This is a genomic window from Nocardioidaceae bacterium (assembly GCA_018672315.1).
In the GTDB taxonomy this organism is placed as follows: domain Bacteria; phylum Actinomycetota; class Actinomycetes; order Propionibacteriales; family Nocardioidaceae; genus TYQ2.
Map to the genome: position 1 here is coordinate 3,129,201 of CP076053.1, position 14,081 is coordinate 3,143,281.

At 71.7% G+C, this 14,081-nt stretch carries 10 protein-coding genes; 5 read left to right on the forward strand and 5 right to left on the reverse strand.

Annotated features, from left to right (window positions below; genetic code table 11):
* Positions 1 to 155 precede the first annotated feature (155 nt).
* The 4 genes from KLP28_15045 to KLP28_15060 are packed head-to-tail and all read right to left on the reverse strand — an operon-like array spanning position 156 to position 5,748.
* The gene (locus KLP28_15045; protein QWC84850.1) at positions 156 to 653 is read right to left on the reverse strand and encodes a carbonic anhydrase; all 498 of its coding nucleotides are present in this window, start codon (positions 651 to 653) and stop codon (positions 156 to 158) included.
* A gap of 29 nt (positions 654 to 682) precedes the next feature.
* Positions 683 to 2,446 carry an MFS transporter gene (locus KLP28_15050; protein QWC87014.1) on the reverse strand — a complete coding sequence of 588 codons (1,764 nt, stop codon included), beginning with the start codon at positions 2,444 to 2,446 and terminating at the stop codon, positions 683 to 685.
* Positions 2,447 to 2,501: 55 nt separating this feature from the next.
* A complete protein-coding gene (locus tag KLP28_15055) occupies positions 2,502 to 3,230 on the reverse strand; it encodes an LppX_LprAFG lipoprotein (GenBank protein QWC84851.1) in 729 nt (242 codons plus the stop codon).
* Positions 3,231 to 3,234: 4 nt separating this feature from the next.
* Positions 3,235 to 5,748: a DNA topoisomerase IV subunit A gene (locus KLP28_15060; protein ID QWC84852.1), complete on the reverse strand. Its 2,514-nt coding sequence runs from the start codon at positions 5,746 to 5,748 to the stop codon at positions 3,235 to 3,237.
* On the opposite strand from KLP28_15060, the gene KLP28_15065 reads away from it, so the two are divergent.
* From KLP28_15065 to KLP28_15085, 5 genes are read left to right on the forward strand one after another with little or no spacing between them, the layout of a single operon-like run.
* On the forward strand, positions 5,747 to 8,683 hold the full coding sequence (locus tag KLP28_15065; GenBank protein QWC84853.1) for a GNAT family N-acetyltransferase: 2,937 nt from the start codon (positions 5,747 to 5,749) through the stop codon (positions 8,681 to 8,683). The two genes, KLP28_15060 and KLP28_15065, sit on opposite strands and share 2 nt — an antisense overlap.
* Before the next feature lie 34 nt (positions 8,684 to 8,717).
* Positions 8,718 to 9,317 carry a phosphodiesterase gene (locus tag KLP28_15070; GenBank protein ID QWC84854.1) on the forward strand — a complete coding sequence of 200 codons (600 nt, stop codon included), beginning with the start codon at positions 8,718 to 8,720 and terminating at the stop codon, positions 9,315 to 9,317.
* A 12-nt stretch (positions 9,318 to 9,329) separates the two neighbouring features.
* The gene (locus tag KLP28_15075; protein QWC84855.1) at positions 9,330 to 10,508 is read left to right on the forward strand and encodes an alkaline phosphatase family protein; all 1,179 of its coding nucleotides are present in this window, start codon (positions 9,330 to 9,332) and stop codon (positions 10,506 to 10,508) included.
* Positions 10,509 to 11,168 carry a thymidine kinase gene (locus tag KLP28_15080; protein QWC84856.1) on the forward strand — a complete coding sequence of 220 codons (660 nt, stop codon included), beginning with the start codon at positions 10,509 to 10,511 and terminating at the stop codon, positions 11,166 to 11,168.
* Positions 11,169 to 11,214: 46 nt separating this feature from the next.
* Entirely contained in the window at positions 11,215 to 12,033 is an 819-nt protein-coding gene (locus KLP28_15085; protein ID QWC84857.1) for a sulfurtransferase, read from the forward strand.
* On the opposite strand, the gene KLP28_15090 is transcribed toward KLP28_15085, so the two are convergent.
* Positions 12,034 to 14,031: an SDR family oxidoreductase gene (locus tag KLP28_15090; GenBank protein ID QWC84858.1), complete on the reverse strand. Its 1,998-nt coding sequence runs from the start codon at positions 14,029 to 14,031 to the stop codon at positions 12,034 to 12,036.
* Positions 14,032 to 14,081: the final 50 nt, after the last annotated feature.

Here is a 14,081-nt window from a genome sequence, read left to right on the forward strand (position 1 = left end):
CGTCGATTCTGGCGAGACGTCGATTCTCGCGAGACCCGTACGTTCTCTCGCGGGAACTGACCCTTCGCGGGAAGTGACCCCTCGCGAGAAGTGACCTCTCGCGGGAAGTGACCTCTCGCGGGAAGTGACCTCTCGCGGGAAGTGACCTCTGGGCGTCAGTCGACGGGGTTCAGCAGCCCCGTGTCGACGTCGTAGATGAAGCCGCCGACCTTGACGTCGGCCTTGATCAACGGGTGCGCGATGACCTTGTGCATGTCGTCCTTCAGGGCGGCGACCTGGTCCTCGACCACGCCGAAGGTCATCCAGGACGCGTCCTGCTCGGCGGAGGCACCGACCTTCTCCCGCACCTGGTCCAGAGAGCTGGACGCCATGGCGCAGCGGGTGTGGGGCGCGATGAGGATGCGGTCCACGTTCAGCAGGTGCGTCGCGAGCACGAGGGCCTCGAGCGCCTGCGGCGTGACCCGCCCTCCGGGGTTGCGGAAGATCTTGGCGTCACCGTGGGTGAGCCCGAGCATCCGCAACGGGTCGATGCGCGAGTCCATGCAGGTCACAAGGGCGACACCGGCCTTGGCGACGCCGTCGAACCCGCCGAGGTCGAAGTCGTCCGCGAACGCGCGGTTGTTGGCCAGGAGGTCGTCGAACGGTCCACTCATACCGCGAATCTACTCACCCCGGAGGGTGGTCACACCTCGGCCGTCGACGATCGCGCCTCAACCGCGTGTCGCCCGGACGAACGCAGCAGTACGAGGCCGAGGACCCCGGCGAGGATCGCGGCGACCGCCGCACCGTGGAAGACGGTGTGCTGCACCACGAGGCTGGCCTCGCGCAGCAGGTCGGTGTACGCCGCGCAGGTGCCGCCACCCGCGCAGACCTCCGCGGCCGGCGGCAGGTCGGCAACGCTCCTGAAGTAGAAGCGCGAGCCGATGGTGGTCAGCACGGAGATACCGACGAGCATCCCGACCATGCGCGCCACCACGACGAACGCGCTCGCCACACCGTGCGAGGCCGCGTCCGTCGCGGCGAGCAGGGCGTCGTTGATGGGCGCGAGGGAGAGCCCGAAGCCGAACCCGGCGAGCACCAGCGCGATCGTCGGCAGCCAGAAGTCCTGGAGGGTCTCGAGACCCCACTGGCCCATCATCAGGAAGCCGACCGCGCTCATGAGCATGCCCGTGAGCGTCAGCACGCCGGCGGAGACCCCGCGCAGGGCGAGGCCACCGACGACGGCTCCGATCGGCAGGGCGATCAGAAGACGCATCAGCACGAGGGCGGCGTCGAGCTGCGAGTCACCGGCCATGGTGACGCGGGCGAACAGCGGGACGTCGACGAGGGCGGCGATCAGCGCGACGCCCACGAGCAGGCTGACCAGCAGCGAACCCCAGGCCGCTCGCGCCCGGAAGGTGCCGGCCGGGAACAACGGGCGCTCGGCCCGGCCCAGGTGCACGAGCAGGCCGACGGCGCCCAGCGCGGCGAGCACCAGCCACGCCAGCCCGGCGAGGGAGAGCACAGCCTCCTCGGGGTCGGCCGAGGCGAAGGCCAGGACGACACCACCGAGCGCGGCAGCGAGCCACAGGGCACCGACCAGGTCGGCCTCGCGGGCCGTACGCCACCAGTCGGCCGCCGGCAGCAGCGGACGCGTGGCGAGAGCGCTGCGTACCAGCAGGAGCACGAGCGCCGCCAGACCACCGAGCGCGAGCGGCGCGGCCCACCGGGACTCGCCGACGAGCGGGACGAACGGCAGCCCGAGGCTGACGCTGCTCGTCAGCGACGGCGGTTGGAGGAGCACGAGCAACCACGCCGCGAGGACGGCGGCGAGCAGGAGCCACGACAGCGGATCACGCCGCCATCGCGACCCGTCCGTGGGCGAGGAAGCCACCGGTGCCGTCGAGGGCACCGCCATGGCGCGGATCGCCGCAGCGAGCACCAGGCCGACGGCCAGGTTGATCCAGAAGATCGTCTGCCACCGCGAGAACGCCAGCACGACTGCGCCGAACAGCGGACCGACCACGGCGCCGAGCTCCTGCACCGCCGAGACCAGTCCGAGGGGAAGCCCGCGGCGACCAGGGGGATAGAGGTCCGCGACGAGCGCCAGCGTGGCGGGCACCAGACCGCCGCCGCCCACGCCCTGGAAGAACCTGCCGACCACCATGCTGGGCAGGTCGTACGCCAGTGCCGTCACCGCGGAGCCCACCGCGAAGACCACCAGCGAGCCGACCAGCACCGGCACCCGTCCCCGGAGGTCGGCGATGCGTCCCACCAGGGGGAGCACCGCCACGTAGCCGAGCAGGAAGCCCGACACGATCGGCGCCGCTCGCTGGAGCTCGTCGATCGAGAGCCCGGCGGTGGTCATCATGTCGGGCAGCGCGAGCACCACGACGTAGGTGTCGGCGGCCGCGAAGCCGACGGCGACGGCCGCGACGACCAGCAGCACGAGACTCGCCACGGGCACCCTTGCTTGCACCCGCTCGTCGCCGAGCCCCGATCCGGCGGTCACCGCGACCTGCTCAGGGGGCCGTGATCTGCGGCGAGATGCCGTACTCGGTGATCAGCACCGTGTAGGTGATCGAGTCGGTGTCGGCCCCGTAGAACGGCCCCGTCAGCGTCGCCTTCGTGAGCCGCTGGTCGGCGTCGAGGGTGAAGGTGGCGTCGAAGTCCACCTGGTCGGGGGCCACCGGCACGATCGACTGCAGGGCCGCGCCGGGGAGCGAGGCGGCGTACCTCGTGACGACGTCGGATCCCTCCCGCACCTGCTCACCCGGAGAGGTCTCCTCCGCCTCGGTCAGCAGCGAGGAGAGCCCGTCGGTGGGTCCGAAGAGCTGCGCCGGGTCGGGTGCCCCGAACTCGGCCGGGTCGACCTCCACGAACTCGGTCGTGAAGGGCAGGGTCGCGTACGTCGTGCCCTCGAGGGAGACGACCGGCACCGTCGCGCCCACCCCGGCGACCGACACCCTGATCTCTCCGTCGAAAGCGGGGGCGGAGGTGCCGACCCCGGTCGCCGAGAGCAGTCCGGTCGCCGAGGCAGGCAGCTCGGGCGTCGAGAGCTCGAGGCTGATGCCCGAGGTCCGGTCGAGCTGCTGCTTGGCCTGGGAGAGCGCCTGCGCGGGGGTGAGGCTCGGCTCCTCCTCGCCGCTGCACGCGGTCGTGACCAGCAGCACGGCGGCCAGCAGGGTCGGGAGCAGGGCGCGACGCCGCGTCGCGGCGGACGCGGACGGAGCGTACGGGGACACGGTCATGCGTTCAGTGTGACGGGTCGGTGGTGCGACCGGCGACGAGCGCGCCGACAGGGCCTCCGAGCGCGGTGATCGGCTGCTCCAACGGTGTGCCCGAGCCGTCCCGGCGCTCGTCCACGGCGGGCAGCTCCAGCGGCGCACCCCCGGCCGTGGCCGCGCGTGCCGGACCGACGCCGACCCAGGCCCGTTCCAGACGGGCCTCACCCTTGAGGAAGCGGTGCGCACGGACGCCGCCGGTGGCCCGGCCCTTGGTCGGGAAGACCTGCGTGGTCGTGACCTTCACCGTGCCCGCGTCGTCGTCGAGCGTTCCCTCGACGGCCTCGGCGACGGTCACGACGACGGACGCGGGCTGCTCGTCGCCCTCGGCCGGGGCGACGAAGAGCCCCAGCAGCTGCTGCTTCGGCGCGAGCTTGATGCCGGCCACGCCACCCCCGGCCCGACCCTGGGGCCGCACGAGCGAGGCGTTGAAGCGCAGCAGCTGCGCGTCGGTGGTGACCAGGAAGAGGTCCTCCTCGCCGGTGGCGAGCTCGACGGCCGAGACGACCTCGTCCTTGTCGTCGAGGCCGATGACCTCGAAGGCCTCCTTGGTCGGGTACTCGGGCCGCGTCCGCTTGACCACACCGGCCCGGGTGCCGAGCACGAGGCCGGGGGAGTCCTCCGACAGCGAGCACAGAGCGAGGACGCGCTCCTTCTTCTCCAGGTCGACGAACTCCGTGACCGGCGCCCCGCCCTGCAGGTGCGGGTGGGAGGCGGTGCCCGGCAGGGTCGGCAGGTCGAGCACCGGCAGCCGCAGCACGCGCCCGAGCGTGGTGACGACGCCGACCTCGCCGCGCGCCGTGGCGATGACCGCCGAGGCGACGACGTCGTGCCGGGAGCGGTCGGCGGTGCCCACGGCCGAGGAGCCCGAGCCCCCGGGCTCGGACCGGTCGAGGGTACGGGCCATCAGGCCCGAGGCCGAGAGGTAGACGAAGCACGGGTCGTCGGCGACCTCCAGCGGCACCGCTGCGGTCGAGGTCGCGCCGGAGGACTCCAGCAGCACCGTGCGCCGGGGGGTGCCGTAGGTCTTGGCCACCTCGGCGAGCTCGGTGGAGACGACCTTGCGGAGCTTGGTGTCGTCGCCGAGGATCTCCTCGAGCGCGGCGATGGTCTGCTGCAGCTCGTCACGCTCGCTCTCGAGCTCGATCGTGGAGAACTTCGTGAGCCGACGCAGGGGCATGTCGAGGATGTACGTCGCCTGCGGCTCGCTCAGGTCGAAGACCTGCATCAGCCGGGTGCGGGCGGTCGCGGCGTCGTCGGACCCCCGGATCAGGGCGATCACCTCGTCGATGTCGAGGATCGCGACGAGCAGGCCCTCGACCAGGTGCAGCCGGTCGGCGGCTTTCGCCCGCCGGAACTCCGAGCGGCGGCGTACGACCTCGAAACGGTGGTCGAGGAAGACCTGCAGCAGCTCGACGAGTCCCAGGGTGCGGGGCTGACCCTCCACGAGGGCGACGTTGTTGATGCCGAAGGTGTCCTCCAGCGGCGTCTGCTTGTAGAGCTGCTCGAGCAGCGCCTCGGGGTGGTAGCCGTTCTTCACCTCGATGACCAGCCGCAGCCCCTTCTCGCGGTCCGAGAGGTCTTTGACGTCGCTGATGCCGGTGAGCTTCTTGGCCTGCACCTGGGTCTTGATCTTCTCGATGACCTTCTCGGTGCCCACGGCGTACGGCAGCTCGGTCACCACGATGCCCTTGCGTCGCGGCGTCAACGACTCGATCTTGGCCGTGGCGCGCATGCGGAAGGTGCCGCGGCCGGTCTCGTACGCGTCGCGGATGCCGTCGAGGCCCACGATCTTGCCGCCCGTGGGGAGGTCGGGTCCGGGGACGAAGCGCATCAGGTCGGCGACGTCGGCCCGGGGGTGCGTGATCAGGTGCCGCAGCGCGGCGACGACCTCGACGAGGTTGTGCGGTGCCATGTTCGTCGCCATGCCGACGGCGATGCCCGTCGAACCGTTGACGACCAGGTGCGGGATCGCGGCGGGGAGCACCGAGGGCTCCATCTCGCGGGAGTCGTAGTTAGGTCGGAAGTCGACCGTGTCCTCCTCGATGGAGGCGGTCATCGACAGGGCGGCGGGCGCCATGCGGCACTCGGTGTAGCGCATCGCCGCGGGCGGGTCGTCGGGCGAGCCGAAGTTGCCGTGGCCGTCGATGGTCGGCAGACGCATCGCCCAGGGCTGCACGCAGCGCACGAGGGCGTCGTAGATGGCCCCGTCGCCGTGCGGGTGCAGCCGGCCCATGACCTCGCCGACCACACGGGCGGACTTCACGTGCCCACGGTCGGGCCGCAGGCTCATGTCGTTCATCGTGTAGAGGATCCGGCGCTGCACGGGCTTCAGACCGTCGCGGGCGTCGGGCAGCGCCCGGGAGTAGATGACGGAGTAGGCGTACTCCAGGAACGAGGAGCGCATCTCCTCACCGACGTCGGTGTCGAGGATGTGCTCCTCGAAGTCGTCCTCGGGCGGGGGAGCCTGCGTACGCCGTGCCATGTGGGCGATTCTCGCCGAGCCCCCGGCACCCGGCCCCGGCAGGGCCGGTCACCGGCGCGTCGCGTCCGTCCCGGGTAGATTGCGGGACGTGGCAGGCAGCACGGATCGGGACAGGTTGCGCGACACCCTGCCCCAACGCCCGGGGCAGGGGGACTACCCCGAGCACTGGGAGGCCGACGTCGTCCTCCGCGATGGCCGCACCGCCCACCTGCGCCCGATCGAGGGCGAGGACGAGGAGCGGTTCGTCGCGTTCTACGAGACGGTCTCCGAGCAGTCGAAGTACCTGCGCTTCTTCTCCTCGCGGCCGCGGCTCTCGGCGAAGGACGTGGAGCACTTCACCCACGTCGACCACGACAAGCGGGTCTGCTTCGTGATGACGCTGGCAGACCGGATCATCGGCGTGGGTCGCTACGAGACGGTCAAGCCGGGCGATGCCGAGGTCGCGTTCCTCGTCTCCGACGAGCACCACGGCCGCGGCATCGGGCAGCTGCTGCTCGAGCACCTGGCCCAGGCCGGCCGCGAGCGCGGCGTGCAGCGCTTCAGCGCCGAGGTGCTGCCGGAGAACGCGCGGATGCTGCGGGTGTTCCGTGAGGCGGGCTACAAGGTGGCCGGCGGCTACGACGACGGCCTCGTCACCGTCGAGTTCCCGATCGATCCGACCGAGACGGCGATCGGGGTGATGCTCGACCGGGAGCACCGCAGCGAGTCCTCCTCGATCCGGGCCTTCCTCAATGCCCGGTCCGTCGCGGTCGTCGGCGCCTCGCGACGTCAGCAGACGGTCGGGCAGGCGCTCGTACGCAACCTCGTGCAGAGCGACTTCCAGGGTCGCGTCTTCGTGGTCAACCCCGCCGCCGAGGCCGTCTCGGGCGTACCGGCCTACCCGACGGTCACCGACATCCCGCACGACGTCGACGTGGCGGTCGTCGCGGTCCCGGCCGACGCGGTCGCCGACGTCGTGCTCGACTGTGCCGCCAAGGGTGTGCACGGCCTGGTCGTGGTCTCCGCGGGCTTCGCCGAGACCGGTGAGGAGGGACGCAAGCGGCAGCGCCGCCTGGTCGGTCTCGCGCGCTCGTACGGCCTGCGGCTGATCGGCCCGAACGCACTCGGGGTCATCAACACCGCGGCGGACTCGCGCATGAACGCCTCGCTCTCGCCGCTGCTCCCGGACCGCGGTCGGGTCGGCTTCTTCTGCCAGTCCGGTGCGCTCGGCACGGCCATCCTCGAGAAGGTCCAGCGCCGTGGTCTGGGTCTGTCGACCTTCGTCTCGGCGGGCAACCGCGCGGACGTCTCCGGCAACGACCTGCTGCAGTACTGGGACGAGGACGACCACACCGAGGTCGTCCTGCTCTACCTGGAGTCGATCGGCAACCCGCGCAAGTTCTCCCGCATCGCCCGCCGGGTGAGCCGGCGCAAGCCGATCGTCGCGGTGCGCTCGGGTCGCGCGACGCAGGGCGTCCCGATGGGGCACGCGGTGCGTACGCTCTCGGCCCCCGGCGCCGCCGTGGACGCCATGTTCCGGCAGGCGGGGGTCATCCAGGTCGACACGCTCGACGAGATGTTCGACGTCGCCCAGCTGCTCGCCCACCAGCCGCTGCCGCGCGGTGAGCGGGTGGCGATCGTCGGCAACTCCGACGCCCTGGGCCTGCTCGCCGCCGACGCGGCGGTCTCGGTCGGCCTGCAGGTCACCCGCAACGGGCTGCTCGGCGCCGACGCCACGGCCGAGGACTTCGAGCTCGCGCTCGACGCGGCCATCGACGACGACGAGGTCGACGCGGTCGTGGCGGTGTACGTCTCCGCCCTCACCACCGTCGGCGACGAGGTCGCCGACGTGCTCGCCGCCGTGGGGGAGCAGTCCGACAAGCCGCTGGTCAGCACCTTCCTCGGCACCGAGGGCGTCCCCGAGCTGTTGCGCATCCCCGACGTGGGCCGTGGCCTCGCCGGTCGCGGGTCGGTGCCGTCCTACCCGGCGGTCGAGGCCGCCGTGCGGGCGCTCGCCGAGGTGGTGTCGTACGCCGCGTGGCTGCGCGAGACCGAGGACGACCCGGAGCCGGGCACGCAGGTCGCCGCCGAGGCCGCTGGGACCGACGAGACCGACGAGGAGGAGCGCGACGACGCGGTCGAGGTCGGGCGGCCGCCCGCGATGGAGGACGCACCGGACGTGCGCGGCGCCCAGCGTCTGGTCGCCCAGCTCCTCATCGACCATCCCGAGGGCCATGACCTCTCCGGCGACGAGCTGCGCGAGCTGCTGGAGTGCTACGAGGTCGAGCTCTGGCCCGCGCGCCCGGTCGGGTCGGTGCAGGAGGCGTGCGAGGCGGCCGACCAGCTCGGGTGGCCGGTGGTGCTCAAGGCCACCACGGAGCGGTTGCGGCAGACCCCTGACGCGAGCCACGTACGCCGCGACATCGAGGACCGCGACGAGCTCGCCGCGGCCTGGAAGACCCTGCTGGAGGCGCTGGACTCACCCGACGACCCCGCGTTCGTGGTGCAGCGTGGTGCCCGGCACGGGGTACCGGTCTCCATGGCGGCGACCGAGGACCCGCTGTTCGGCCCGGTGCTGTCGTTCGGCATCTCCGGTCCGCTGACCGACCTGCTCGGTGACCGGGTCTACCGCATCCCCCCGATGACCGAGCGGGACGCGGCGGCGATGGTGCGCGAGATCAAGGCCGCCCCGCTCCTGCACGGGTACCGCGGCTCGGAGACCGTCGACCTGTCCTCGGTCGAACGGCTGCTGCTGCGCATCGCCCAGCTGAAGAACGACGTGCCCGAGGTGCGCCACCTGGACCTGTCGCTGGTGCTGGTCTCCACGCTGGGCGCCGCGGTGCTGACGGCGCACGGACGGGTCGAGGAGGTGCCGGACCACCGCGCCGAGTGGTTCGCACGTCGTCTCTCCTCCATGCCCGGCGACGCCCTCGACGGGGTCGAGCAGCGCGGCTGACGGTCCCCGAGGGGCCACGTGCGAGGATGCGCCCATGGTGGAGTTCCGTGCCACGCGCAGCGACCGGTCCCGCGACCTGGTCCGCGCCATCGAGCAGACCGGCTTCTACCCCGAGATCGTGGCCGACGCGGTGGCCTCGGCGCTGGCGGGGGAGGAGGTCGTGGCCTTCCACGTGCACCACGAGCCGACCTTCGACCACGACGAGGTCCGCCGGCACCTCACCGTCGTGGTCCTGACCGGCGGACGCCTGATCGTCGCGCACACCGACGACCACGCCCCCGACGACCTGCTCCCCGAGCCGTACACGACGACGTCGACGGAGACCGTGCCGCTGGCCGAGGTGAAGTCGGTCGTGGTGAACCGCTACGTCGCGCAGCCCGAGCGCGCCGGGCGCGGCGTACGCCCCGAGGTCCGCGAGGCGGTGCTGACCGTGGGGTGGGGCATGGTCTCGCGCGTCGACCTGGAGCCCGCCGTGTGTGCGGACCCGGAGTGCACGGCCGACCACGGACTGTCGGGAACGCTCTCGGGTGACGACTTCTCGATCCGTGCGTCCGTCGCCGCCGACGGCCCCGACGCGGTGCCCTCGCTCCTCGACTTCGCCGAGCACCTGCAGCGGCTCACCCGTCGCGGCTGAGGTGGGCTGAGGGTGACCGGTCTCGACGCGCACGGCTTCAGGCTGCCCGCGTACGGCGGGGGTGCGCTCGCCGACGTGCTGCCGGCCGTCGTCGCGGCCGCGGGCGTGACCTCGCCCGACCTGCCCCGCACCTCCCTGGAGCTGCCGGACGGTGAGCACTGGGTGGTCGTGCTGGTCGACGGTCTCGGCATGCAGCTGCTGCAGGACCACCCGCGCGACGCGCCGTTCCTCACCGACGTGCTGGCCGCTGCGGGCTCGGCGACCGGGGGTGGGAGCGGCGGGACGGTCGTCCGTACGCTCACCGCCGGGGTGCCGTCCACGACCGCGACGAGCCTGACGTCGCTCGGCACGGGCCTGGTGCCGGGTCGCCACGGGGTGGTGGGCTACACCTCGCGGGTCCCCGGCACCGACACCCTGCTCAACGCCCTGAAGTGGGACGCCGACGTCGATCCTCACGACTGGCAGCCCCACCGCACCGCGCTCGGACTGGCTGCAGACGCGGGCATGCACGTCACCGTCGCCGACAAGCGGGAGTTCGCCGGTTCCGGCCTCTCGGTCGCGGCCTTCCGGGGAGCCCGCCGTCTCGACGCCGACGACGTCGACGAGCAGGTCGACGGCGCCTTGGCGGCGCACCGCGAGGCGGGTACCTCCCCGAGCCTGACGTACCTCTACCTCAACGACGTGGACCACACCGGCCACGGCAAGGGCGTCGACTCACCTGCGTGGCGCACCGCCCTGTCGGGCGTCGACGACACCCTCGACCGCCTGCGCGAGGAGCTGCCCGACCACGTACGCCTGCTGGTCACCGCCGACCACGGCATGCTGGACGTGCCCGTGGACCGACGCATCGAGGTGGGCGACCTGCCGGAGCTCTCGGACGGCGTACGCCGCCTCGGCGGCGAGGCACGACTGCGGCACCTCTACTGCGCCGAGGGGGCCGCCCACGACGTGGCCGAGACCTGGGCGGACACCCTGGGCGACCGCGCCGTGGTGCGGGTCCGCGAGGAGGTCGCGGACTGGTTCGGCGGCATCGACGAGGCGGTCACCGAGCGCATCGGCGACGTCGTCGTGGCGGCGCGGGACGACTGGGCCGTGCTCTCGGCGGAGCAGTTCCCGCTGGAGACGCGGATGGTCGGCTTCCACGGGTCGCTGACCCCGGTCGAGATGGACGTGCCCCTGGTGGTGTGCTGAGTGGCCGAGCTGCAGTTCTTCACCGGCACGATGGACTCCGGCAAGTCGACCCTGGCGCTGCAGACCAACCACAACCACGCCGTCCGCGGTCGGGTGGGGCGCATCTTCACGGCGAAGGACCGGGCCGGCACCGGGTCGTTGTCCTCACGGCTGGGACTGCAGGTCGCGGCCACGGAGGTCGACGACGACTTCGACTTCCTGGCCCACGTCGTCGAGGCCCTCACCGGTGGCGCGCGCCTGGACTACCTGGTCTGCGACGAGGCCCAGTTCTACAGCCCGGCCCAGGTCGACCAGCTCGCGCGGGTCGTCGACGAGCTCGACGTCGACGTCTTCTGCTTCGGCATCCTCACCGACTTCCGCACCCGGTTGTTCCCGGGGGCGGCCCGCCTGGTCGAGCTGGCCGACCGTGTCCGGCGGTTGCAGGTGGAGACCCTGTGCTGGTGCGGCCGCACCGGCACCCACAACGCGCGGACGGTCGCCGGGGCGATGGTCACCGAGGGCGAGACGGTGGTGGTGGGCGACGTCGCCGGCGAGGCGGCGGGCGAGGCTCCGGCCGGGGAGGTGGCGTACGAGGTGCTGTGCCGGCGCCACCACCGCCGCGGTCTCACCGCCGCGCGGGCTCACGCCGCGGCCCAGGCCGAACCGCTGCCGTTCGGCTGAGCGCGGCGAGGATTCAGCAGGCGTCACCGCGGGGCACGCTCCGGTCATGGGACAGCACCTGATCTCCGTCGACGAGTTCCTCTCAGCGATCCTCACCGGACCTCCGGGAGAGGTGACCGTGCTCGACGTGAGGTACGCGCTCGGTGTCGAGGACGGACACGCGGAGTACCTCGCCGGCCACGTGCCCGGAGCGGCGTACGTCGACCTGGAGACCGCCTTGGCGGCCGACCCCGCCCCTGGCGGGGAGGGCGGGCGTCATCCGCTGCCCGACCCTGACCGGTTCCTTCCCGCGATGCGCGCGGCAGGTGTGCGCTCCGACGTGCCGGTCGTGGTCTACGACGACTGGAACAACGCCTCGGCTGCCCGTTGCTGGTGGCTGCTGCGGCACTACGGGCATGACAACGTCCGCGTGCTCGACGGGGGGTGGCAGGCCTGGAAGGACGCCGGCGCGGCGGTCGAGGAGGGGGAGCCCAGCATCGAGGAGGGCGACTTCGAGGTGGGAGAGCCCCGCTTGGCGGTGGTCGGCGCCGAGGAGGCCGAGGCGTACGCGGCGGAGGGCAAGCTCGTCGACGTGCGACCCGCCGAGCGGTTCCGGGGCGAGGGCACGAGCCCCGACCCGGTGGCGGGCCATGTGCCGGGCGCGGTGAACGTGCCGCTCGGCGAGCACCTGGACGCCGGACTCGTCGATCTCGACGTCGTCGAGGACTATCCCGAGGGTGACGTCGCGGTCATGTGCGGCTCCGGTGTCACCGCGACGCTCGGGATCCTCACCCTGATGGAGTCCGGGCGGGACGCCGCGTTGTACGCAGGCTCCTTCAGCGACTGGATCGCCGATACCGACCGTGAGGTCACGACCGGCGCGTGATCACCAGTGCACGCCCTTCATCAGGCGTGCCAGCAGCATCTGCTCGTTGGTCGGGTCGGTCTTGTCGCCCCGGGCGGCGGCCGAGTCGGGGAACACCTGGTACGCCAGGTGCAGGATGCGGAAGGTCAGCTTCGGGCTGACCGTGCCGGCCACGGCGCCGAGGTTGCCCAGGGCCGTGTTGATCTGGTGTGGCTTGTCGACCATCGCCTTCACGACCATCTCGGCCGCCTGCGAGGGGCTGATGGTGGGGAAGCGGTCGTAGATCTTCGTCGGCGCGATCATGGGCGTCCGCACCAGGGGCATGTGGATGGTGGTGAAGCTGATGCCGTCGCCGACCAGCTCGGAGCTCACGACGTTGCTCCAGGAGTCCAGCGCCGACTTCGAGGCGACGTACGCGCTGAACCGCGGCGGGTTGGTCTGGACGCCGATCGAGGAGACGTTCACGACGTGGCCGCCGGACTCGGTCATCGCCGGCATCAGCCCCATCACGAGGCGGATCGCGCCGAAGTAGTTGAGCTGCATCGTGCGCTCGAAGTCGTGGAAGCGGTCGACGCTCAGCTTCAGCGACCGTCTGATCGAGCGTCCGGCGTTGTTGATGACGAAGTCGACGCGCTTCTGCTCACGGCACACCTGCTCGCACATCGAGTCGATGGCGTCCATGTCGGAGAGGTCGCAGGGATAGATGAAGGCGGCGCCCCCGTCGGCCTCGATCTCGGCCTGGAGGTCCTCGAGCTTGTCCTTGCCGCGCGCCACGAGCAACGGGATCGCTCCCGCCTTCGCGACCTTCACGGCCGTGACGAGGCCGATGCCCGAGGAGGCGCCGGTGATGAGCACGGTCTTGCCCTGCAGGGCGCCCACGACCTTCTTGTCGCGTCGGATGGAGTCGTCGAGGAACTCCTCCCAGTACTGGAACAGCGCGTCGGCGGAGGCCTCGAGATCGGGGACGCTGATGCCCGAGCCGTTGAGCGCCTTCTGGGTCCGTGAGGAGACCATCAGGGCCGAGAACGAGGAATGGGCGACGACCTCGGGCGGGATGCCGAGCCGCCCGACCGTCTCGCGCAGGGCGAGCTGGGCCGGAGCCGAGGCGACCGCCCTGCGCAGCAGGCGGCTGGGCTGCACGGCCCTGGGCAGCAGGCCGTCGGGCAGCAGACCGGTGACCTTGCGGTCGATGGGGGTCGCGAACCGGGGCGCGTGAGCGGCGTCGGCGAAGGTGTTGACCACCTCGACGACCGGCTGCGGGTCGGGGTTGACCAGGTGGAACGCGCGCCCGTCCAGGCCGGGTTGGTGCGCCAGCCACGCCATGGCGGAGGCGACGTAGTCGACCGTGACGACGTTGGTGTCGCCGAGGTCGACGCCGACGAGCGGCGTCCAGCTGGGCAGGGTGTCGCGCATCCGCTTGAGGAACGGGAAGAAGTAGTACGGCCCGTCGACCTTGTCCATCTGTCCGGTCTCGGAGTGCCCGACGATCACCGAAGGGCGGTAGACGCGCCAGGTGAGGTCCGAGCGGCGTACGAGCTGCTCGGCGTCGAACTTGGTGCGGTGGTAGGGCGAGGAGAAGCCCTGCCCCTCGTCGAACATCGACTCGTCGAACATGCCGCGGTAGTCGCCGGCCACGGCCACGGAGGAGACGTGGTGGAAGCACCGCACGTCCAGCTTGGCCGCCAGGTCCAGCGCGTGACGGGTGCCCTCGACGTTCATCGCCTGGTTGACGGCGTCGTCGGCGGTCATGTCGTAGACGGCGGCGACGTGGAAGAAGTGGGTCACGTCGTCACGGTGGGCTGTGGCCCACTGGTGCGAGACACCCAGGTCGTCCTGGGTCAGATCACCCTCGACCGGTACGACGCGCGCGTCATCACCCCAGGTGCGCCGCACCTGGTCGAGCTTGTGCCGGGAGGACGGGCGGACGAGGACGAACACCTCGCCGTCGTGGTGGTCCAGCAGCTCCTGCACGAGGAAGCGGCCCAGGAATCCGGTGGCACCCGTCACGAAGTACGACATGGACGAAGGCTAGAGGGACGCCGGGGCCCTGGCGACCGCTCGGCTCAACT

Excerpts from the sequence above, each read along its gene's own strand:
- KLP28_15045 (QWC84850.1), bottom strand. The coding sequence starts at position 653 with ATGAGTGGACCGTTCGACGACCTCCTGGCCAACAACCGCGCGTTCGCG.
- KLP28_15055 (QWC84851.1), bottom strand. The coding sequence starts at position 3,230 with ATGACCGTGTCCCCGTACGCTCCGTCCGCGTCCGCCGCGACGCGGCGT.
- KLP28_15065 (QWC84853.1), top strand. The coding sequence starts at position 5,747 with ATGTGGGCGATTCTCGCCGAGCCCCCGGCACCCGGCCCCGGCAGGGCC.
- KLP28_15060 (QWC84852.1), bottom strand. The coding sequence starts at position 5,748 with ATGGCACGGCGTACGCAGGCTCCCCCGCCCGAGGACGACTTCGAGGAG.
- KLP28_15070 (QWC84854.1), top strand. The coding sequence starts at position 8,718 with ATGGTGGAGTTCCGTGCCACGCGCAGCGACCGGTCCCGCGACCTGGTC.
- KLP28_15085 (QWC84857.1), top strand. The coding sequence starts at position 11,215 with ATGGGACAGCACCTGATCTCCGTCGACGAGTTCCTCTCAGCGATCCTC.
- KLP28_15090 (QWC84858.1), bottom strand. The coding sequence starts at position 14,031 with ATGTCGTACTTCGTGACGGGTGCCACCGGATTCCTGGGCCGCTTCCTC.